The following is a 19,553-nucleotide window of genomic DNA, read 5'->3' as shown; positions in this document are numbered from 1 at the left end:
CGTCGCAGTCGGCCTGGGCATCCCGTGCATGGGCCGCCGTCCCGGCCGGTAGCGTCGGCCGGGTGAGGACAGACGCGACCCCCGAGCAATCGTCCACCCCCGCTCCCCGTGCCCGCACGCCGCGCAGCCGGGCCCCCCAGGTTCCCCTGGGGCGGATCCCGGTGCTCGACGTCCGGCCGTGCATCGACCACGGCGACCGGCCGGCGAAGTCCGTCGTGGGCGAGCCCTTCGACGTCACGGCGACGGTCTTCCGCGAGGGCCACGACGCGGTGGGCGCGACCGTCGTCCTGACCGCCCCCGACGGCACCGAGACCCTCGTCCCGATGACCTGCGTCAACCCCGGCCTGAGCCACTGGGTCGCCGAGGTGAGCGCCGACGCCACCGGCTGGTGGACCTACCGCGTCGAGGGATGGTCCGATCGGTGGGGCACCTGGCTGCACGACGCGACCGTCAAGATCGACGTCGGTGTCGACGAGGAGCTCATGCTCGCCGAGGGCGTGACGCTCCTCGAGTGCGCCCTCGAGGTGCCTGGGCGCACGCCCCACGGCCGCCAGCTGATCCGCGATGCCGTCGACGCGCTCACCGCCCCCGGCGAGCACAGCGCCCGGGCCCGCCTCACCGCGGCCACCGGCGCCGAGCTGCGCGAGGAGCTCGAGGTGACCCTCCCGCTGCGCGAGCTCGTGACCGCCAGCGACGACCTCCCGCTGCTCGTCGAGCGCGAGCTGGCCCTGGCCGGGAGCTGGTACGAGATCTTCCCGCGCAGCGAGGGCGCCTACCTCGACGAGGCCACCGGCCGCTGGGTCTCCGGCACGCTGCGGACCGCCGCCGAGCGGCTGCCGGCGATCGCCGACATGGGCTTCGACGTCGTCTACCTCACCCCGATCCACCCGATCGGCACGACCGCGCGCAAGGGCCCGAACAACACGCTCGACGCCGGCCCCGAGGACCCGGGCTCCCCCTACGCCATCGGCTCCCCCGACGGCGGGCACGACGCGATCCACCCCGACCTCGGGACCTTCGAGGACCTCGACGCCTTCGTCGCGCGGGCCCGGGAGCTCGGCCTCGAGGTCGCGCTCGACATCGCGCTGCAGTGCTCCCCCGACCACCCGTGGGTCACCGAGCACCCGGAGTGGTTCACCACCCGCGCCGACGGCACGATCGCCTACGCGGAGAACCCGCCGAAGAAGTACCAGGACATCTACCCGCTGAACTTCGACAACGACCCCGCTGGGGTCTACGCCGAGGTGCGCCGCGTCATCCAGGTGTGGATCGACCACGGCGTCACGCTCTTCCGCGTCGACAACCCGCACACGAAGGCCGTCGAGTTCTGGCAGTGGCTCATCGCGGACGTCGCCCAGGACCACCCAGAGATCATCTGGCTCTCCGAGGCCTTCACCAAGCCCGCGATGATGCACACGCTCGCCAAGGTCGGCTTCCAGCAGAGCTACACGTACTACGCGTGGCGCAACACCCCCTCCGAGCTCGACGAGTACGTCACCGAGCTCTCCGGCGAGGCCGCCGCGTACATGCGACCGAGCTTCTGGCCGACGACGCACGACATCCTCACGCCGTACATGCAGTTCGGCGGGCCCGCGGCGTGGAAGGTGCGCGCGGCGCTGGCCGCGACGCTCGTGCCGACGTGGGGCATCTACGCCGGCTACGAGCTCATGGAGCACGTCGCGCGCCCGGGCGCCGAGGAGCAGATCGACAACGAGAAGTACCAGTACAAGGACCGGCGCTGGGCCGACTACGAGCCCGGCGGCGAGCGCGAGGGCCAGTCCCTCGCCGGCTGGCTGACGATGCTCAACCGCGTCCGGCGCGAGCACCCCGCCCTGCGGCTGCTGCGCAACTACGTGCGCCACCACGTCGACGACGAGAACTTCCTCGCCTTCAGCAAGTCGCGCACGCTCGCGGACGGCAGCACCGACACGGTCATCGTCGTCGCCAACCTCGACCCCCACAGCACCCGCGAGTCGACGCTGCGGCTCGACATGGGCGCGCTCGGGATGGAGCACTGGGAGCGCTTCGAGGTCGAGGACCTCGTGACCGGCGCCGTCTGGGAGTGGGGCCAGGAGAACTTCGTCCGGCTCGGCGTCGACGGCGAGCCGGTGCACGTCGTCGCGGTCAGGGGCCGCTGATGGCGACCATCCACGACGCCACCCTCACCCCCGGCAAGGACGACCTCGTCGCCGCCTGGATCGGCGAGCAGCGGTGGTACCAGGCGAAGGGGCGATCGCCTCGCCTGCGCCGGCTGGACGGCTGGCGCCTCGACGACCCGGCCGGCGAGGTCGGGATCGAGACGCTCGTCTACGTCGACGAGTCCCCCGAGCCGGTGACCTACCAGGTGCCGCTGACCTACCGGGGCGCCCCCCTGCCCGGTGCCGAGCATGCTCTCGTCGGCGAGATGGAGCACTCCGTGCTCGGCCACCGCTGGGTCTACGACGCCCCGCACGACCCGGTCTACGTCGCGCAGCTCATGGCGCTCGTGCGCGGGCGGGCGGAGCCGCAGCACAGCACGGAGTCCGGCACGCCGCGGCAGGACATCGTCGGCGTCCCCGACCTCTTCTGGAGCGGCGACCCCGAGGTCGTGAGCAGCGCGGTCCTGCGCGGCGAGCAGTCCAACACCTCGATCATCGTGGAGACGACCTCGACCCCGGTGATCCTCAAGGTCTTCCGCACCCTCTCGCCCGGCGACAACCCCGACATCGCGCTCCAGAGCGCGCTCTCCTCCGCCGGGTGCCCCGCCGTGCCGCTGAGCGTCGGCCACGTCGCCGGCATCTGGGCCGGCCCCGACGGTGATCCCCTCGTCGGTCAGCTCGCCGCCGCGCAGCAGTACCTCCCCGGCTCGCGTGACGCCTGGCGGGTCGCCCTCGAGCGGGCCGCGACGGGCTCCCCCTTCGTCGAGGAGGCACGAGCGCTCGGCCGGGTGACCGCCGAGATCCACTCCACCCTCGCCCGGGTCCTCCCGACCCAGCCCGCCGACGCCGCCCTCGTCGCCGCCCAGGTCGCCGGCATGCGCCGACGCGCCTCGGCCGCGGTCTCCGAGGTCCCCGCGCTCGCCGAGCACGAGGCGCGGATCGAGACCCTCCTCGGCGCCGCCGCCGAGGCGAGCTGGCCGGACCTCCAGCGGGTCCACGGCGACTACCACCTCGGGCAGGTCCTCGACGTGCCCGACGACGGCGGGACGCGCTGGGTCGTCATCGACTTCGAGGGCGAGCCGCTGCGGCCCCTCGACGAGCGCAACGCGCCGGACTCCCCCCTTCGTGATGTCGCCGGGATGCTCCGCTCCCTCGACTACGCCGCTGCGGCGGCCGAGCTGCCCGACGACGAAGCCGCCCGGTGGGCCGAGGAGGCGCAGGCCGCCTTCCTCGAGGGTTACGCGGAGGCCGGCCACCGCGTTGCCGCCGGCGACCCCGTCCTGCGCGCCCTCACCCTCGACAAGGCCCTCTACGAGGTCGTCTACGAGGCCCGCAACCGACCTGCATGGCTCCCGATCCCGGTCCGAGCCGTGACCCGACTCCTCAAGGAGGACGCGTGACCCCGATCCCCGAGCAGTCCCTCCCGGGTGCCCTCTGGGCCCTGGCCCACGGCCGCCACAGCCAGCCCCACGACGTGCTCGGCCAGCACCTCGTCGCCGACGGGCTGCGGGTGCGCGTCATGCGCCCGCTCGCAGAGCGGGTCCGTGTCCGCTTCGAGGACGGCGAGACCATCGAGCTCGAGCACGAGGAGCACGGCATCTTCGCCGGCACCCGCCCCGGCGCGACGACGACGATGGACTACCGCATCCTCACGACGTGGGACGGCGTCGAGGTCGAGCAGGACGACCCCTACCGCTTTGCGCCGACGCTCGGCGAGCTCGACCGGCACCTCGTCAACGAGGGCCGTCACGAGGAGCTGTGGACCGTCCTCGGCGCGCACGTGCGCCGCTACCCCGGCCCGATGGGCGAGGTCACGGGCGTCTCCTTCGCGGTGTGGGCGCCGCGGGCCAAGGCCGTGAGCGTCATCGGCGACTTCAACGGCTGGCACGAGAGCAGCCACCCGATGCGCCTGCTCGGCACCTCGGGCATCTGGGAGCTCTTCGTGCCCGGGGTCGGCGCGGACGCGCTGTACAAGTTCGCGATCCGCGGCGCCGACGACGTGCTGCGGCACAAGGCCGACCCGATGGCCCGGCGCGCCGAGATCGCGCCCGCGACGAGCTCGGTCGTCACCGAGAGCACCTACGCGTGGCGTGACCAGGCGTGGATGACCGACCGTGCACAGCGTGACCCGCACACCGGGCCGATGAGCATCTACGAGGTGCACCTCGGGTCGTGGCGCCAGGGGCAGACCTACCGCGACCTCGCCGAGCACCTCGTGAACTACGTCGCCGACCTCGGCTTCACGCACGTCGAGCTGCTGCCGGTCATGGACCACCCGTACCCGCCGTCGTGGGGCTACCACGTCACGAGCTACTACGCGCCGAACTCGCGCTTCGGCTCGCCCGACGACTTCCGCTACCTCGTCGACGCCCTGCACCAGGCGGGCATCGGCGTCATCCTCGACTGGGTCCCGGGGCACTTCGCGACGGACGAGTGGGCGCTCGTGCGCTTCGACGGGCTGCCGCTCTACGAGCACCCGGACCCGCGCCGCGGCTGGCAGCCCGACTGGGGCAGCTACGTCTTCGACTTCGGCCGGCTCGAGGTGCGCAACTTCCTCGTCGCCAACGCGCTGTACTGGCTCGAGGAGTTCCACGTCGACGGGCTGCGCGTCGACGGTGTCGCGTCGATGCTCTACCTCGACTACTCGCGCAAGGCCGGCGAGTGGATCCCCAACAGCCACGGCGGCCGCGAGAACCTCGAGGCGATCGGGCTGCTCCAGGAGACCAACGCGACGGCCTACAAGCGGGTCCCCGGCATCGTGACGATCGCCGAGGAGTCGACGGCGTGGCCCGGTGTCACCAAGCCGACGAGCGAGGGCGGTCTCGGCTTCGGCCTGAAGTGGAACATGGGCTGGATGAACGACTCCCTGAGCTATCTGCACGAGGAGCCGATCAACCGGCAGTACCACCACAACTTCCTGACCTTCGCGATGATGTACACGTACAGCGAGAACTACCTCCTGCCGATCAGCCACGACGAGGTCGTGCACGGCAAGGGCTCGCTGCCGAACAAGATCCCAGGCACGCAGGACGACCAGCTCGCGACGCTGCGGGCCTTCCTCGCGTACATGTGGGCGCACCCCGGCAAGCAGCTGCTCTTCATGGGCGCCGAGTTCGCCCAGACGAGCGAGTGGGGCGAGGGCCGCTCGCTCGACTGGTGGCTCCTCGACCACCCCGCGCACTACCGCGTGCACGCTCTCGTCAAGGAGCTCAACGCGGTCTACACGCACGACGGGGCGATGTGGGCGCTCGACACCGAGCCGGCAGGCTTCGAGTGGCTGGACGCCGACGACAACGCCGGCAACACGCTGTCCTTCCTGCGCTTCGGCGGTCACGACCGCTCGAGCGACCCGGTCGTCGCCGTCGTGGTGAACTTCGGCGGCGCCGACCGTGACCCGCTGCGCATCGGCCTGCCGCGCGGTGGTGAGTGGGAGGTCGTCGTCGACACCTCCGGGTTCGACGCGCACAGCTCGCCGAGCCAGGGCGGCCTCGTGCTCACCGCCGAGGACGTGCCGTGGCAGGGCCAGCCGCACTCGGTCGAGCTGAGGGTCTCGCGCCTCAGCGCGGTCTACCTGCGCCCCGTGGAGGCGGTCGAGAGCGACGTGGTCGCGTCCACGGTGAGCGAGACCGAGGTGGCCGAGGAGGACTGACCGGCGATCCCCCTTCGCCCGGGTCGACGAGGGCTCGTCACCTCGAGGTGACGAGCCTTCGTCGATCCGTGGGGGGTACCGCTCAGAAGAGGGCGCTCATGAGCGAGGTACGACCGCGCCGGACGCGCTCGTCCTGGTTGCCGACGACGGCGAAGAGGTCGAGCAGGTGCGCCTTGACCCGGTCACGCTCCTCCCCTGCCGTCGCGCGGACCACGTCGATGAGCCGGGTGAAGGCGTCCTCGACATGCCCGCCGAGGACGTCGAGGTCGGCGACCATGATCGCGGCATCGACGTCGGTCGGGTTCGCGGCCGCGGCAGCGCGCGCCTCCTGGAGGTCGACGCCCTGGGTGCGTGCCATGAGCGAGACCTGGGCGAGCCCGAGCCGGGCGTCCTCGTCCGCGGGGTTCTCGGCGAGCGCCCGCTCGTAGGCGGACGCGGCGGCATCGAGGTCGCCACGCTCGATCGCGGCGTAGGCCTCCTCGTGCAGCGGCGAGAGCTCGTCTGCCTGATCGCCCTGCGAGCCCGGCAGCTCGATGCGGCCGGTGACACCCTGCTGGACGGCGACGGAGAGCAGCTCGTCGAGGACGCGCTCGAGGTCCGGCTGCGCGGGCAGCCCCTGGAAGAGCGGGATCGCCTGCCCCTTGAGCAGACCGAGCGAGACCGGCAGCTGCGGGGGCTGGATCGCCTGAGCGATCCCTGGGTTGGTCGCGACGTCGATGGCGACCACCTGCAGCCGGCCCTCGCGCCGCTCGGCGACCGCGACGACAGCCTCGAGGACGGCCTGGGTCTCCGGCGCCTGCGAGGTCCACAGGACGGCAACGGCCGGCACCGACACCGAGCGCTGGACGAGGGTGTTGAAGCTCGCATCGTCACCGACGACGACGACCGGGGAGGCGAAGGGGTCACCGCCGGGGTCGCCGTCCGGCCCACCGGGGCCGACGGTCCCGTCGGCGGCGGGCGGGGCGGCCGGCGTCGAGGGGCCGGGTCGGGACGAGCCGAGGGCACCGAGGTCGACGGCGCCACGGAGCGAGGAGAACGGTTCGGTCATGCCTCGATCCTCCCAGATGGGCGGCGGCTCGTGCTCAGCTGCCCTTCGCGTCCGCGAGCTGCTCGGACGCGGCGACGACGCTGCTCTTGCCGTCGCCGGGCGTGACGATGGCGACGGTCTCCAGGTGGGAGACGGTGAGCTCCTCGGTGATCTTGTCCTTGCCGAGGACCTTGGCGATCTCGGAGGGCATCCGCAGCTCCTTGGCGCGGTTGGTCGCGGTGACGGTGTCCTTGCGGGTCAGGCCGGCGATCGTCAGGGTCCCGCCGTCGGCGAGCGAGAAGACGATGCCGTCCTTGCCGACGGCGTGCGCGACCTTGTACGTCGCGAGCTTGCCGAGCGACTTCTGCTGGGCCGCGGCGTTGTCGCGCAGCGCGGAGGAGAAGGTGTCGTCGAGGGCGATCCCGCCGGGCTGCTTCTTGGGTGCCGGGTGGGCGACGGCCTGGGCCCAGGTCTGCACGACCTTGAGGTCCTTCTCGGTGACCGCCTTGGGGGGCTTGACGGCGACGCCGTCCTGCGGGTCGGCGAAGGCGGGGATGCTCGCGCCCGCGGCCATGGGCACGGTGGCGAAGAGCCGGTAGGGCGAGGTCGGCCCCTCCGCGACGAGGACGTGGAGCAGCTGCTCCTCCCCCTGCCGAGAGGTGGCCAGGATGGAGCGCGGCCACCCGGTCCCCCGGCTGACGGCCAGGACCCGGGCCTCGGCCTTGGGGGCCAGCGAGCCCGGCCCGTCGTCGCCCCGACTGACCCGCTCGCGCGCCTCGGCGGCGGCGAGCGCCGGTCCGGTGAGGACCGCCTTGCGGCTGGCGTCGGCCTGCTTGCCGGTGAGGTCGAGGGCGACCGCGGTCTCGGAGAGGACGCGCTGGGTCACCTCGGCGCCCGCGGTCTGGCTGATCGAGGGACCATCAGGGACCTCGCTGGGTGCGTCGTGGACGCCGGCCACGGATGCACAGCCGGCCAGGGCCACCGGGAGGGCTGCCACGAGGGCCACGAGTCGGGTGCGTCGGGTGCTCATCGGGTGCTCCCCTCGGTCGGCTCGGTCTGGGCCGGCTCGGTCTCGTCGGCCGCGATCTCGTCGGTCGACGTCTCGTCAGGCTCGGCCCCGCCCTCGTCGGTGACGGAGGAGCGCGACCGGAGGACGAGGTAGGCCGCGGCGGCGAGGAGCACGAGCCCGATGATCGTGAGCACGACCGCGCGGGTGAACCACCCACTGTCGCGCACCGTCATCGTCACGGACTCGATCTCCTGCCCCTCCTCGGCGGCGACGACGAGGGTCTGCGGGGCGGCGTCCTGCGTGACGGTGATGCTCGCGCTGCCGTTGCCGGAGCGCTTCGCCTGCCACAGGTCGTAGCTCGCCGGGTCGGCGGTCTCACCGCTGCCGGTCGCCACCGTCTCGAGCTCCCACGAGGGGACCGACACGGTCGTCGCCCGGACCACCTTCGCGTCCTTCATCACCGACTCGGCGTCGGAGGGACGCGCCAGGCCCATCCACACGGCGCCGGGGGCGCGGGCCTCCAGGACGACGTCGGAGTCGACCCGGTTGAGGATGTCGGGGTGGACGACGAGGGTCTGGCTGCCCGGCTCGGCCGAGAAGGTGGCCCGGCCGTCGGTGCCGAGCTGGCTCATGAACCACACGCCGGTCACCGCGCAGACGGCGCCGAGCGCGGCGAGGACCGCCGCGAGGACGCGGGAGAAGAGTTGAGGCACGAGTGCTTCCTGTCGGTGAGTCACGGTCGCGGGGTGCCACGACCGGCCATCCACTGTCGCAAAGACCGGCGAAGGTCACAAATTCGTAAAGGCTCGCCCTGCGGACGGTCAACCGGTGGCGGCGATCCTCAGGCCGTCTCCGGCCCGCACCACGGTGATTGCCTGACGGCTCGTCGTCGGCGGCTCGGACCCCTTCGTCCGGCTCAGGGTGAAGGTGACCCGGCCGCTCTCCTCGTCCACCTCGATCTGCTCCGCGGCCACCGTCGAGTACGCCGACCAGAGGTCGGTGTAGGCCTGCTCGCCGCCCGCGACCTGCTGCATCTCAGGGGTCAGCGAGTCCCACGACGTCGCGGGGTCGCTCGCCAGCCGGCTGTAGTGCTCGGCGACGAAGGCCGTCACCTCGTCCGCGGGGAAGGCCGGCTCCTCGGGCTCGGACGGGCTCTCGCTGCTCGGCTCGGAGGTGGCGGTGGTCGCGGCGGCGGGGGGCGGGGTCGCGCCGCTCGTCGCCTCGGCACCCCGGTCCCGCAGGAGCGCGGCGGCCAGCCCGGCGAGGAGCACGAGGACGACGGCTCCGACGAGCCACGGGACGAGGCGGCCCGGGCGGCGCTCGTCCTCGGACGAAGGGGGCGCGTCGCGGGGCGGGGGTGGGCCGGCGGGGCGGGGCGGTCGGGTCGTCGTGACAGGGGCCGTCGGCAGCTCCTCCCCCTCGGCGACGAGCCGGAGCTCGTCGCGGACCTGGGCCGCGGTGCCGCGCTCTCCCGGGATCCGCGACATGAGCCGCTCGATGATCGGGCCGAGCGCTCCTGCCTGCTGCGCCGGCTCGGGGTCGGTCGTCGCGATGTGCCGCAGCGTCGCCAGGGCGTTGCCCCGCGACGAGTACGCGTCCCGGCCCTCGACGGCGAGGTAGAGCGTCGCCCCGAGCGCCCACAGGTCGGACGCCTCGGTCGGGGGGTGACCGTCGGCGACCTCGGGGGCCATGTAGGTCGGGGTCCCGGTGACCAGCCCCGTCCCGGTGTGCTGCTCGTCGGTCCCCGCCCGCGCGGTCCCGAAGTCCGCGAGCTTGGCCCGGCGGTCACCGATGAGGACGTTGGCCGGCTTGATGTCACGGTGGACGACCCCGGCGGCGTGGGCTGCGGCCAGCGCCGCCGCGAGCTGCGCCCCGAGGTCGGCGGCGCCCCGAGGCCGCAGGGGTCCCCGGTCGCGCACGGCCTGGGCCAGGGTGGGGCCGTCGACGTGCTCCATGACGAGCCACGACGAGCCCTCGTGCTGGACGACGTCGAAGACCGAGACGACGTTGGGGTGGTTGAGCGCCGCTGCGTGTCGCGCCTCGCGCAGGGCCCGCGCGTCCGCCGCACCGGCGCCGGGGACCGCCGCGAGCCGCTTGATCGCGACCGAGCGCCCGAGCCGCTCGTCGGTCGCCAGCCAGACCGTCCCCATGCCACCCTGGCCGATGGGCCGCACGGTCCGGTAGCGGTCGGCGACGAGGCCGGGGTCGGTCTCGGTGCTGCGCGTCGCGTCGTTGGTCATCCCGGCCACGATAGGACGCGGGGGCCGTACATTGCCCATCAGACCAGCACGAGCAGGGGAGCCCGCATGTCTGACCAGCAGCAGCCCTCCCACCCGCAGGGCCAGCCCGACCCCTACGGCCAGCCGGCGCCCTACGGCCAGGCTGCGCCCTACGGCGCCCCGCCGCGCAAGGACAACACCCTCCTCTGGGTGCTCGTGACCATCGCCGTGATGATCTTCCTGTGCTGCTGCGGGGTGCTCGGCATCGTCGGGTGGGCCGGGTGGGTGGCCCAGGACGAGGTCCGCTCGGCGGTCTCGTCGGTCTCCGAGCAGGCGGAGGAGGCGCAGGGAGCACCGGTCGTCGAGGGCGAGGGGGTGAGCGTCGACGGCGGCCTCGTGTCGGCGGGCTGGCGCATCGCCGAGGGTGAGCGCGGGTACGTGCCGGTCGACGTCACGGTGACCAACGACGGTGAGCACCCGCAGTCCTTCAGCTTCTACGTCAACTTCCGCCGCGACGGCGTCGAGATCGACGACTCGCTGTGCACCACCCCGACCATCGAGCCGGGGGGCACCGGTCCGGCGAGGTGCAGGGAGACCGTCGACGCGGTCGACGCCGTCACCTACGACGCGCTGACGATCTCCGACTACTGACGGCTCCGCGACCACGACGCAGGGCCCCTCACCCGATCGGGTGAGGGGCCCTTGTCACAGCGACCCGGGCGAGGTTCACACCAACCCGGGCAAGGGTGCGCCGGAGGTCCGTCAGGCGGAGGGCACGCGCACGATGAGAGCGTCACCCTGGCCGCCGCCGCCGCAGAGGGCGGCCGCGCCGACGCCGCCACCGCGACGCTTCAGCTCGTGTGCCAGGGTGAGGACGACACGCGCACCGGACATCCCGAGCGGGTGACCCATGGCGATCGCGCCGCCGTTGGGGTTGACGATGTCGGCGTCGAGGCCGAGCTGCTTGGCCGAGGCGAGACCGACGGCGGCGAAGGCCTCGTTGATCTCGACGACCTTGAGGTCGGAGGGGCTGATCCCCTCCTTGTCGCAGGCGGCCTGGATCGCGTTGGCCGGCTGGGCCTGGAGCGTGCTGTCCGGGCCGGCGACGACGCCGTGAGCGCCGATCTCGGCGAGGTAGTCCAGCCCGAGCTCCTCGGCCTTGGCCTTGCTCATGACGACGACCGCGCAGGCACCGTCGGAGATCTGCGAGGCCGAGCCAGCGGTGATCGTGCCGCTCTTGTCGAAGGCGGGACGCAGCCGGCCGAGGGACTCGGCCGTGGTGTCGGCCCGGACCCCTTCGTCGTTCTTGAAGACGACCGGGTCGCCCTTGCGCTGCGGGATCTCGACCGCGACGACCTCGTCGTCGAACTTGCCGTCGGCCCAGGCCTGGGCGGCCTTGGTGTGGCTGCCGGCGGCGAACTCGTCCTGCTCCTCGCGGCTGAAGCTGTCGCCGCCCTGGTTGGTGGTCTCGGTGAGCGAGCCCATCGCCTGGTCGGTGATGACGTCGTGGAGACCGTCGTAGGCCATCGAGTCCCTGAGCTGGACGTCGCCGTACTTGAAGCCGTCACGGCTCTTCGGCAGCAGGTGCGGGGCGTTGGTCATCGACTCCTGGCCACCGGCGACCACGATGTCGAACTCGCCGGCGCGGATGAGCTGGTCGGCGAGCGCGATCGCGTCGATGCCCGAGAGGCAGACCTTGTTGACGGTCAGGGCCGGGACGTTCAACGGGATGCCGCCCTTGATCGCGGCCTGGCGGGCAGGGATCTGGCCCTCGCCGGCCGTGAGCACCTGGCCCATGATGACGTAGTCGACGTCCTCACCCTTGACACCGGCCTTCTCCAGGGCTCCCTTGATGGCGAAGCCACCGAGGTCGGAGCCGGAGAAGCCCTTGAGCGAGCCGCTCATGCGGCCCATCGGGGTACGGGCGCCCGCGACGATGACGGAGACGGGACGGTCAGACATACCTGGGTCCTCCATGAGGTTCGGGATGGCGCCGGCTGCGGGCCGGCTCTCCTCGCACTCTAACGACGCGGGGGCGAAGGGGGGACCCCCTGGGTCGGAGGTCACAGCGGCCGTGGCCTTCGCCACGACTCACCGCCGCGGCCACGGCGCGCGGGCTAGCGTGCACGACATGACTGCTGACCTCTTCACCCACATCGACCACGTGGGCGTCGCCGTCCCCGACCTCGACGACGCCATCGCCTTCTACCGCGACACCCTCGGCATGGAGCTGGCGCACGAGGAGGTCAACGAGGAGCAGGGCGTCCGCGAGGCGATGATGCGTGTCGGTGCCTCCGGCTCGTGCATCCAGCTGCTCGCGCCCCTCTCCCCCGAGTCGACGATCGCGAAGTTCCTCGACCGCAACGGCCAGGGCATCCAGCAGCTCGCCTACCGGGTCGACGACATCGACGCCGTGTGCGACACCCTCCGCGAGCGCGGACTGCGCCTGCTCTACGACACCCCGAAGCGCGGCACGAGCAACAGCAGGGTCAACTTCATCCACCCCAAGGACGCCCGCGGCATCCTCGTCGAGCTCGTCGAGCCCGCCACCGACGCCGCCCACTGAGAGCAGGGTCACCTGGTGACCGCCCTCTCAGGGCCACCAGATCACCCCTTCGCCCGGCTACGTTGTGCCGCGAGGCACGTCGTGCCGTCCCGACCGAACCACCAGGCCGAGGAGCCCCCCAACCATGGCAATGGACCAGATCCGCGACGCGATCCTCTCCGGAGACCGCTCCGAGGAGACCTACGCAGGCATCGAGCTGCCCCAGACGTACCGTGCTGCGACCGTCCACAAGGACGAGATCGGCATGTTCGAGGGCCTCAAGAGCCGCGACAAGGACCCGCGCAAGTCGCTGCACATCGACGACGTCGAGATCCCCGAGCTCGCGCCGGACGAGGCCCTCGTCGCCGTCATGGCGAGCGCCATCAACTACAACACCGTGTGGACCTCGATCTTCGAGCCCGTCCCGACCTTCGGCTTCCTCGAGCGCTACGGCAAGCTCAACGAGTGGTCCAAGCGCCACGACCTGCCCTACCACGTCGTCGGGTCCGACCTCTCCGGCGTCGTCCTGCGCACCGGCGGCAGCGTCTCCAAGTGGAAGCCCGGCCAGGAGGTCGTCGCCCACTGCCTCTCCGTCGAGCTCGAGGAGCCGGACGGCCACGACGACACGATGATGGACCCGCAGCAGCGGATCTGGGGCTTCGAGACGAACTTCGGCGGCCTCGCCGAGCTCGCCATCGTCAAGGCCAACCAGCTCATGCCCAAGCCGGACCACCTCACCTGGGAGGAGGCCGCGGCCCCCGGCCTGGTGAACTCCACGGCCTACCGCCAGCTGATCTCCAAGAACGGCGCCGCGCTCAAGCTCGGTGACCGCGTCCTCATCTGGGGGGCCTCGGGCGGCCTCGGCTCCTACGCCACGCAGATGGCGCTGGCCGCCGGCGCGACCCCGGTCTGCGTGGTCTCCAGCCCGGACAAGGCCGAGATCTGCCGCAAGATGGGCGCCGAGCTGATCATCGACCGCCGCGCCGAGGACTACAAGTTCTGGAACGAGGAGGGCACCAAGCAGAACCCGAAGGAGTGGCAGCGCCTCGGCAAGAAGATCCGTGAGCTCACCGGCGGCCACGACGTCGACATCGTCTTCGAGCACCCGGGCCGCGAGACCTTCGGCGCCTCGGTCTACGTCGCGCGCAAGGGCGGCAAGATCGTCACCTGCGCGTCGACCTCGGGCTACATGCACGAGTACGACAACCGCTACCTGTGGATGAACCTCAAGAGCATCATCTCCAGCCACTTCGCGAACTACCGCGAGTCCTGGGAGGCCAACGAGCTCGTCAACCGCGGCCTCGTCCACCCGACGCTGTCGAAGACCTACGCCCTCGAGGAGGTCGGCCAGGCGGCGCTCGACGTCCACCACAACCTCCACCAGGGCAAGGTCGGCGTGCTCACCCTCGCCCCCGAGCCGGGCCTGGGCGTCACCAACCCGGAGAAGCGGGCGAAGTACGAGAACCAGATCAACGCCTTCCGTAACGTCTGATCTCACCCGTCCCACGACGAAGGGGGGTGACCCGGCCGACTCGGCCGGGTCACCCCCTTCGCGTTGCTAACGTCCCCGGCGGGCGCGCCAGCAGGCCGTGTGCCAGTGCCGGCGGTCGTCGACGGAGCCGAGGCCGTCGTCCGGCCAGACGACGACGTGGGCGGTCCCCGGCGGGAGCGGGTGGTGGCACCCGGGGCAGGTGTAGGTGCGCGTCGAGCTGGCGCCGGAGAGAGCCCGGGTCACCCACGTGCGGCCCCGCCAGGTCACGCGCTGCTCGCCGCCGCGATGGACGGCGGGCGGCAGCGGTGGCAGGTCGTCACGACGACGTCGGTTGGCACGAGGCACGCACCCATGATGCCGCCCGGACGTAGAAGAGGCCCACGCCGGCAGGGCGGCGTGGGCCTCATCTCCTCCCCCCGGAGGCGTGCGAGGTGTCCCTCACTCCTACGACGCGCTCACCCTGAGGATCCGCTGCATCGTCCGGGAACTTCTTCTGGGAGGTCCTGCGTGAGGGCTCAGTACGTGCGGAAGCCCTGCTTCGTCTTGCGGCCGAGGTGGCCGGCCTCGACGAGCTCGACGAGACGGGGGGCCGGCGTGAGCTCGGGGTGGCCGAACTCGGCGAGGAGCTCCTCCTGAATCGCCAGCGAGACGTCGAGACCGACGACGTCGAGCAGGGCGAAGGGGCCCATCGGGTAGCCGTAGTGCTCGGTGATCGCCGCGTCGATCTCGTCCTCGGTGCCCTGGCCGGCCTCGAGTGCCTTGACGGCGTCGTTGAGGTAGGGGAAGAGCAGCGCATTGACGATGAAGCCGGAGCGGTCGGCGCAGGACACGGCAACCTTGCGGGTCTTGGCGCAGAGGTCGCGGACCGTGTCGAGGACGTCCTGGGCGGTCTCGTCGGTGTTGATGACCTCGACGAGCTTCATGACCGGCGCGGGGTTGAAGAAGTGCATGCCGACCACGTCCTGCGGACGGCTCGTCTGCGCACCGAGGTCGCTGATCGGGAGCGAGGAGGTCGTCGTCGCGAGGATCGCCCCCTGCTTGCAGATACAGTCGAGGTCGCGGAAGAGCTCGGTCTTGATGCCGATCTCCTCGGCGATGGCCTCGACGACGATGTCGGCGTCGGCGAGGGCCTCGCGCTCGGTCGCGCCGGTGAGGCGGCCGAGGACCGCGTCGGCGTCCTCCTGGGTGGTCTTGCCGCGCTCGACGGCCTTGGCCAGCGACTTCTCGATCGCCGCCCGGACCCCGTCGACCTTGTCCTGGGACCGCGCGACGTAGGTCACCGGGTAGCCGGCCTGGGCGAAGACCTGGATGATGCCGGTCGCCATGGTGCCGGAGCCGACGACGCCGACCGTGGAGATCTCGCGGACCTTCTCGTCACCGGAGGCGCCCGCGGGCGTCGTGTCGTCGGCGACGACCTCGTCGGACCCGGCCGAGGCGTAGGTGTAGAAGCCGGCGCCGGAGGCCTGGCCGGTCCGGCCGGCGGCGACGAGCTCGTCGAGGACCGGACGCGGGCGGTGCATCTCCTGGCCGCTCTCGGCGTGCATGGCGGCGAGCGTGTCGCGGACGACGTCGACGCCGAGCTCGTCGATGACGGTGAGCGGGCCCTTGGGCAGGCCGCAGCCGAAGCGCATGCCGTTGTCGATGTCCTCACGGGAGGCGTAGCCCTCCTCGGACATCGAGGCGGCGTGGTTGAGGTAGGGGTAGACGAGCGAGTCTGCGAGAGCGCGGGATCCGTTGGCTGACATGGCTCCAGTCTCGCCGGGGCAGCGCGGTGCTGACAGGCGTTCCGGGCGTGATGGTCGCCACCCGCGTCCTCGCCCGGGGGACATAGGGTGGGTCGGCGTGAGACTCGTCATCGCGACCTGCAGCGTCGACTACGACGGCCGCCTGTCGGCGCACCTCCCCCTGGCCACGCGCCTGCTCCTCGTCAAGGCCGACGGGTCGGTGCTCGTGCACAGCGACGGGGGCTCGTACAAGCCGCTCAACTGGATGTCGCCGCCGTGCGCCATGGCCGAGGTCGAGCCGGACGAGACCGAGGCGGCCGAAGGGGTGACTCTGGTCTGGAACGTGCAGCACGCCAAGTCCGAGGACCGGCTGCGCGTGAAGATCCACGAGGTCCACCACGACAGCGCCCACGAGCTCGGTGTCGACCCCGGGCTCGTCAAGGACGGCGTCGAGGCGCACCTGCAGAAGCTGCTCGCCGAGCACATCACCACGCTCGGCGAGGGGTGGACGCTGACCCGCCGCGAGTACATGACGGCGATCGGCCCCGTCGACATCCTCTGCAAGGACGCGAGCGGCACCACCGTCGCCGTCGAGATCAAGCGCCGCGGCGAGATCGACGGCGTCGAGCAGCTGACCCGCTACCTCGAGCTGATGAACCGCGACCCCCACCTGCGTCCGGTGACCGGCGTCTTCGCCGCCCAGGTCATCAAGCCCCAGGCCCGCACGCTCGCCGAGGACCGCGGGATCCGTTGCGTCACCCTCGACTACGACGCGCTCAAGGGCATCGACGACGTCGACTCCCGCCTCTTCTGACACCCACACCCCGCACGAGCCAAGGCTCGTACGCCCCACACCCCGCACGAGCCTTGGCTCGTACGCCCCCTCCGCACGAGCCAAGGCTCGTACGCCCCTCACTCCGCACGAGCCTTGGCTCGTGCGGAGGGGGGACGGGCCGTCAGAGCATCGGCTCGCCGGTCACCGGGTCGGTGATCCGCTGGGTGCGCGCGGCCCGGATCGTCCACCAGATCATCCCCGCGAGGAGCGCGAGCGCCGTCACCAGCGCGAGCGCTGCCGGCAGGTCGAGGAGAGGCTGCGGCAGCCAGAGACTGAGGACGACGGCGAGCGCGACCCCGCCGCCGGCGACGGCGAAGCTGGGCAGGAGCGGCTTGCGCCGGGGGAAGACGATCGTCACGACGAGCAGGGCCGCGGCGACGAGGACCGCCGCGCCGGCGAGGTCGCCCACGGTCACCGTGACCGGGCGCCCCTCGATGAGCCCGAGGAGCCCCTCGACGAGCAGGAGGCCCGCGAGCAGCCCGACGACGGCCGCGGGCAGCAGGGTGGACAGCTCGTCGCGGGCCTTCGGCGCCTCGGGCGCGATCGTGATCGCGTACTCGGTCGGGTCGCCGAAGGCCTCCTCGGCCGGCTCGCCGGACTCAGCGCAGTGGGTCTCGACGATCTTCAGCTGGTCGGCGATGCGCTCCGGCGGGACGTCACGCATCCTCAGCGCGACGACGAAGGCGTCGCGCCACCGTGGGTCGATCGTGGACATGGTCATGGTGCTGCCTCCCGTGTCGTGGCGCCGTGGAGCATGTCGCCCACGAGCGTGCTGAACTCCCGCCACCGCCGGCTCTCGGAGTCGAGGTGGGCCTCCCCTGCGGAGGTGAGCTCGAAGTACTTGCGGCCCGGCCCGCCGTCGCCCGGCTCCCAGTGCGCCGTGATCAGCCCGTCGCCCTCGAGACGGCCGAGCAGCGGGTAGAGCGTGCCGCCCTTGACCTTGCCGATCCCCCGCGCCTCGAGCTCGGCGGCGACCGCGTAGCCGTAGGTGGGGCCGGACGCGAGTGCCCGGAGGACGAGGAGCGACAGCGCACCGCGCAGCCACTCGCTCGGCCAGGGCGCACTCTCGGTCATGACATGATCGTATGACTATCTAGTCAGCCTGTCTATCTATATCGCCACGCTTGCCGCGCACGTGCTCAGTCCAGAGTCCCCCGCGTCACGATCCCGTCGTCCCCGACGTCGACGGTGATCGACCGCTCGAGCGCCCCGCGCGGGGCGATGACGAGCACGCTCTCCCCGCGGTGCAGGTCGGCGATCTCGACGAGCGCCTCGGTCCAGCGGCCTAGCTCGGCCAGCGTGGCCACCTCCTCGACCGGGCACCCGAGGTCCGTGGCCGCACGCTCGGCGACCGCGCTCTCCCCTGGCGCCGCGCAGACGGCCGCCACCCGCTCGCTGCGCACCGAGGCGACGACCGGGGAGACCGGGTCCTCCCCCTTCGCCAGGATCAGTCTGGCTGGGCAGTGCAGGCTCATCCCGTCAGGCTAGACCTGCGACGATGGCACCCATGGTCAACCTCACGAAGATCTACACCCGCACCGGCGACGACGGCACGACCGCGCTCGGCGACTTCAGCCGGACCCGCAAGACCGACGCCCGCCTGGCGGCGTACGCGGACGCCAACGAGGCCAACGCCGCGATCGGTGTGGCCATCGCCTGCGGGAACCTGCCGGAGGACGTGCGGGAGACCCTGCTGCGGGTGCAGAACGACCTCTTCGACCTCGGGGCCGACCTCTCCACCCCGCTGGCCGCCAAGCCCGAGCACCCACCCCTTCGCGTCCTCCAGCAGTGGGTCGACGAGCTCGAGGCGGACTGCGACCGCTACCTCGAGCGGCTCGAGCCGCTGCGCTCCTTCATCCTGCCCGGCGGCAGCGCCGGCTCGGCCTTCCTGCACGTCGCGACGACGGTGGTCCGGCGGGCCGAGCGCTCGGCGTGGGCGGCCGTCGAGGCCTACGGCACGGAGGAGTCCACGGAGCGAGGCGAAGGGGGGATCAACCCGGTCGCGGTGGCCTACCTCAACCGGCTCTCGGACCTGCTCTTCGTCCTGGCCCGGGTGGCGAACCTCGACCACGGCGGAGACGTGCTGTGGCAGCCCGGCGGCGGGCGTGCGGAGCGGCCGGAGCGCAGGCGGCGCCGCTAGGCGACGTTGACGTCCTGGCCGGGCGGGCTCGACTCGAGCCAGGAGCGCATCGCCACGTAGATCCTCCACTCGACGGCCAGCGGGGTCTGTGCGCTCGTCGTGGGGTCACCGACGTCGACCCGCACGGCACCGGAGAGGCCCGGGATCGAGATCGTCTCGGAGGTGGGCGTGGAGAGCTCGAGGTGGGCGCGGTCCCACTCGAGCCGGGGGCGGGTGCTCAGCGCCACCACGGGGTACCAGCCCAGCGAGGTCGGGCCGAGCCGCAGCAGCCCGAGACGCCAACGGCGCTCGTCGCGGCTGACCGCGGCGAGCGCCATGGGATATCCGGCGGCGATGGCTCGGCGTCGCCAGATCATGCCGACGACGAGCAGCAGCGTCGTGAGCAGCGCACAGGCCAGGACCAGCTCGGCCACCAGCAGCGCGCTCACGAGGTCGGGGTCAGCGCGAGGACTCGGTGACCGTCTCGGCGACGATGGTCACGGTGTCGTGGTCGACGGAGAGGAAGCCGCCGTCGACGGTCGCGACGCGCTCGCCCGACTCGGTCTTGATGACGACGTCACCCTCGACGAGGACCCCGAGGATCGGGGTGTGACCGGGCATGATGCCGATCTCGCCGTCGATGCTGCGCGCCCGCACCATCGAGGCCTCGCCGGACCACACCTTCCGGTCGGCGGCAACAAGCTCAACGTTCAGAGCGCTCACGTGGGGTCCTTCTCCGTGTCGGTGGGGCCCGGGTCGCCGGGCCAAGGGGGGCTCAGGTGCCCATCGTACCGGC

General features: G+C 72.0%; 20 protein-coding genes. 8 read left to right on the top strand and 12 right to left on the bottom strand.

Annotation, left to right across the window (positions count from 1 at the left end; translation table 11 throughout):
• Nucleotides 1–62: 62 nt before the first annotated feature.
• From JNO54_RS06665 to glgB, 3 genes are read left to right on the top strand one after another with little or no spacing between them, the layout of a single operon-like run.
• A complete protein-coding gene (locus JNO54_RS06665; protein WP_372430711.1) occupies nucleotides 63–2,138 on the top strand; it encodes an alpha-1,4-glucan--maltose-1-phosphate maltosyltransferase in 2,076 nt (691 codons plus the stop codon).
• Nucleotides 2,138–3,538 (top strand): maltokinase N-terminal cap-like domain-containing protein, encoded by a 1,401-nt coding sequence (locus tag JNO54_RS06660; protein ID WP_204143189.1) that lies wholly within the window; start codon nucleotides 2,138–2,140, stop codon nucleotides 3,536–3,538. Before JNO54_RS06665 ends, JNO54_RS06660 begins: the two co-directional genes overlap by 1 nt.
• The gene (glgB, locus tag JNO54_RS06655) at nucleotides 3,535–5,787 is read left to right on the top strand and encodes a 1,4-alpha-glucan branching protein GlgB (RefSeq protein WP_307818090.1); all 2,253 of its coding nucleotides are present in this window, start codon (nucleotides 3,535–3,537) and stop codon (nucleotides 5,785–5,787) included. The genes JNO54_RS06660 and glgB overlap by 4 nt, the downstream gene beginning before the upstream one ends.
• An 82-nt stretch (nucleotides 5,788–5,869) precedes the next feature.
• Here glgB and JNO54_RS06650 read toward each other — a convergent pair whose 3' ends face one another.
• The 4 genes from JNO54_RS06650 to JNO54_RS06635 all read right to left on the bottom strand — a co-directional run bounded on the left by JNO54_RS06650 (nucleotide 5,870) and on the right by JNO54_RS06635 (nucleotide 10,063).
• Complete coding sequence (locus JNO54_RS06650) at nucleotides 5,870–6,835, bottom strand: co-chaperone YbbN (protein WP_204143187.1); 966 nt, start codon at nucleotides 6,833–6,835, stop codon at nucleotides 5,870–5,872.
• Between the two features lie 34 nt (nucleotides 6,836–6,869).
• Nucleotides 6,870–7,844 carry a hypothetical protein gene (locus tag JNO54_RS06645; protein WP_204143186.1) on the bottom strand — a complete coding sequence of 325 codons (975 nt, stop codon included), beginning with the start codon at nucleotides 7,842–7,844 and terminating at the stop codon, nucleotides 6,870–6,872.
• Nucleotides 7,841–8,536: a hypothetical protein gene (locus JNO54_RS06640; RefSeq protein WP_204143185.1), complete on the bottom strand. Its 696-nt coding sequence runs from the start codon at nucleotides 8,534–8,536 to the stop codon at nucleotides 7,841–7,843. Before JNO54_RS06640 ends, JNO54_RS06645 begins: the two co-directional genes overlap by 4 nt.
• A 108-nt stretch (nucleotides 8,537–8,644) precedes the next feature.
• Nucleotides 8,645–10,063, bottom strand: coding sequence for a serine/threonine-protein kinase (locus JNO54_RS06635; protein WP_204143184.1), 1,419 nt, complete (start codon nucleotides 10,061–10,063; stop codon nucleotides 8,645–8,647).
• A gap of 66 nt (nucleotides 10,064–10,129) precedes the next feature.
• Here JNO54_RS06635 and JNO54_RS06630 point away from each other — a divergent pair, with 66 nt between their 5' ends.
• A complete protein-coding gene (locus tag JNO54_RS06630; RefSeq protein WP_204143183.1) occupies nucleotides 10,130–10,693 on the top strand; it encodes a hypothetical protein in 564 nt (187 codons plus the stop codon).
• Nucleotides 10,694–10,804: 111 nt separating this feature from the next.
• Here JNO54_RS06630 and JNO54_RS06625 read toward each other — a convergent pair whose 3' ends face one another.
• Nucleotides 10,805–12,004, bottom strand: coding sequence for an acetyl-CoA C-acetyltransferase (locus tag JNO54_RS06625; RefSeq protein ID WP_204143182.1), 1,200 nt, complete (start codon nucleotides 12,002–12,004; stop codon nucleotides 10,805–10,807).
• Between the two features lie 169 nt (nucleotides 12,005–12,173).
• On the opposite strand from JNO54_RS06625, the gene mce reads away from it, so the two are divergent.
• The gene (gene mce / locus JNO54_RS06620; RefSeq protein WP_204143181.1) at nucleotides 12,174–12,608 is read left to right on the top strand and encodes a methylmalonyl-CoA epimerase; all 435 of its coding nucleotides are present in this window, start codon (nucleotides 12,174–12,176) and stop codon (nucleotides 12,606–12,608) included.
• A 130-nt stretch (nucleotides 12,609–12,738) separates the two neighbouring features.
• Nucleotides 12,739–14,079: a crotonyl-CoA carboxylase/reductase gene (gene ccrA, locus JNO54_RS06615; RefSeq protein WP_204144589.1), complete on the top strand. Its 1,341-nt coding sequence runs from the start codon at nucleotides 12,739–12,741 to the stop codon at nucleotides 14,077–14,079.
• A 66-nt stretch (nucleotides 14,080–14,145) separates the two neighbouring features.
• Here ccrA and JNO54_RS06610 read toward each other — a convergent pair whose 3' ends face one another.
• A complete protein-coding gene (locus JNO54_RS06610; protein ID WP_204143180.1) occupies nucleotides 14,146–14,424 on the bottom strand; it encodes an Rv1322 family protein in 279 nt (92 codons plus the stop codon).
• Nucleotides 14,425–14,594: 170 nt separating this feature from the next.
• Nucleotides 14,595–15,824 carry a 3-hydroxyacyl-CoA dehydrogenase family protein gene (locus JNO54_RS06605; protein ID WP_233703198.1) on the bottom strand — a complete coding sequence of 410 codons (1,230 nt, stop codon included), beginning with the start codon at nucleotides 15,822–15,824 and terminating at the stop codon, nucleotides 14,595–14,597.
• A 97-nt stretch (nucleotides 15,825–15,921) separates the two neighbouring features.
• On the opposite strand from JNO54_RS06605, the gene nucS reads away from it, so the two are divergent.
• On the top strand, nucleotides 15,922–16,617 hold the full coding sequence (gene nucS, locus JNO54_RS06600; protein ID WP_204143178.1) for an endonuclease NucS: 696 nt from the start codon (nucleotides 15,922–15,924) through the stop codon (nucleotides 16,615–16,617).
• A gap of 142 nt (nucleotides 16,618–16,759) precedes the next feature.
• Here the strand turns inward: nucS and JNO54_RS06595 are convergent, their stop codons facing one another.
• The 3 genes from JNO54_RS06595 to JNO54_RS06585 all read right to left on the bottom strand — a co-directional run bounded on the left by JNO54_RS06595 (nucleotide 16,760) and on the right by JNO54_RS06585 (nucleotide 18,113).
• Nucleotides 16,760–17,359: a hypothetical protein gene (locus JNO54_RS06595; protein WP_204143177.1), complete on the bottom strand. Its 600-nt coding sequence runs from the start codon at nucleotides 17,357–17,359 to the stop codon at nucleotides 16,760–16,762.
• Complete coding sequence (locus JNO54_RS06590; RefSeq protein ID WP_204143176.1) at nucleotides 17,356–17,712, bottom strand: PadR family transcriptional regulator; 357 nt, start codon at nucleotides 17,710–17,712, stop codon at nucleotides 17,356–17,358. Before JNO54_RS06590 ends, JNO54_RS06595 begins: the two co-directional genes overlap by 4 nt.
• A 65-nt stretch (nucleotides 17,713–17,777) precedes the next feature.
• Nucleotides 17,778–18,113: a hypothetical protein gene (locus JNO54_RS06585; RefSeq protein ID WP_204143175.1), complete on the bottom strand. Its 336-nt coding sequence runs from the start codon at nucleotides 18,111–18,113 to the stop codon at nucleotides 17,778–17,780.
• 32 nt (nucleotides 18,114–18,145) lie between these two features.
• On the opposite strand from JNO54_RS06585, the gene JNO54_RS06580 reads away from it, so the two are divergent.
• Nucleotides 18,146–18,778 carry a cob(I)yrinic acid a,c-diamide adenosyltransferase gene (locus JNO54_RS06580; protein WP_204144588.1) on the top strand — a complete coding sequence of 211 codons (633 nt, stop codon included), beginning with the start codon at nucleotides 18,146–18,148 and terminating at the stop codon, nucleotides 18,776–18,778.
• Here the strand turns inward: JNO54_RS06580 and JNO54_RS06575 are convergent.
• Nucleotides 18,775–19,206 carry a DUF2550 family protein gene (locus JNO54_RS06575; RefSeq protein ID WP_204143174.1) on the bottom strand — a complete coding sequence of 144 codons (432 nt, stop codon included), beginning with the start codon at nucleotides 19,204–19,206 and terminating at the stop codon, nucleotides 18,775–18,777. The two genes, JNO54_RS06580 and JNO54_RS06575, sit on opposite strands and share 4 nt — an antisense overlap.
• 10 nt (nucleotides 19,207–19,216) lie before the next feature.
• A complete protein-coding gene (locus JNO54_RS06570) occupies nucleotides 19,217–19,480 on the bottom strand; it encodes a F0F1 ATP synthase subunit epsilon (protein WP_204143173.1) in 264 nt (87 codons plus the stop codon).
• Between the last annotated feature and the right edge of the window lie 73 nt (nucleotides 19,481–19,553).

Origin of the sequence: Janibacter endophyticus, from assembly GCF_016888335.1 — a bacterium.
Classification (GTDB): domain Bacteria; phylum Actinomycetota; class Actinomycetes; order Actinomycetales; family Dermatophilaceae; genus Marihabitans; species Marihabitans endophyticum.
This window is presented reverse-complemented; position numbering and strand designations above follow the sequence as displayed.

What these genes read in the sequence shown, in the direction of transcription:
- JNO54_RS06660 (WP_204143189.1), top strand. Translation starts at nt 2,138, where the DNA reads ATGGCGACCATCCACGACGCCACCCTCACCCCCGGCAAGGACGACCTC.
- JNO54_RS06650 (WP_204143187.1), bottom strand. Translation starts at nt 6,835, where the DNA reads ATGACCGAACCGTTCTCCTCGCTCCGTGGCGCCGTCGACCTCGGTGCC.
- JNO54_RS06645 (WP_204143186.1), bottom strand. Translation starts at nt 7,844, where the DNA reads ATGAGCACCCGACGCACCCGACTCGTGGCCCTCGTGGCAGCCCTCCCG.
- JNO54_RS06635 (WP_204143184.1), bottom strand. Translation starts at nt 10,063, where the DNA reads ATGACCAACGACGCGACGCGCAGCACCGAGACCGACCCCGGCCTCGTC.
- JNO54_RS06630 (WP_204143183.1), top strand. Translation starts at nt 10,130, where the DNA reads ATGTCTGACCAGCAGCAGCCCTCCCACCCGCAGGGCCAGCCCGACCCC.
- JNO54_RS06625 (WP_204143182.1), bottom strand. Translation starts at nt 12,004, where the DNA reads ATGTCTGACCGTCCCGTCTCCGTCATCGTCGCGGGCGCCCGTACCCCG.
- mce (WP_204143181.1), top strand. Translation starts at nt 12,174, where the DNA reads ATGACTGCTGACCTCTTCACCCACATCGACCACGTGGGCGTCGCCGTC.
- ccrA (WP_204144589.1), top strand. Translation starts at nt 12,739, where the DNA reads ATGGACCAGATCCGCGACGCGATCCTCTCCGGAGACCGCTCCGAGGAG.
- JNO54_RS06605 (WP_233703198.1), bottom strand. Translation starts at nt 15,824, where the DNA reads ATGTCAGCCAACGGATCCCGCGCTCTCGCAGACTCGCTCGTCTACCCC.
- JNO54_RS06595 (WP_204143177.1), bottom strand. Translation starts at nt 17,359, where the DNA reads ATGACCATGTCCACGATCGACCCACGGTGGCGCGACGCCTTCGTCGTC.
- JNO54_RS06590 (WP_204143176.1), bottom strand. Translation starts at nt 17,712, where the DNA reads ATGACCGAGAGTGCGCCCTGGCCGAGCGAGTGGCTGCGCGGTGCGCTG.
- JNO54_RS06585 (WP_204143175.1), bottom strand. Translation starts at nt 18,113, where the DNA reads ATGAGCCTGCACTGCCCAGCCAGACTGATCCTGGCGAAGGGGGAGGAC.
- JNO54_RS06580 (WP_204144588.1), top strand. Translation starts at nt 18,146, where the DNA reads ATGGTCAACCTCACGAAGATCTACACCCGCACCGGCGACGACGGCACG.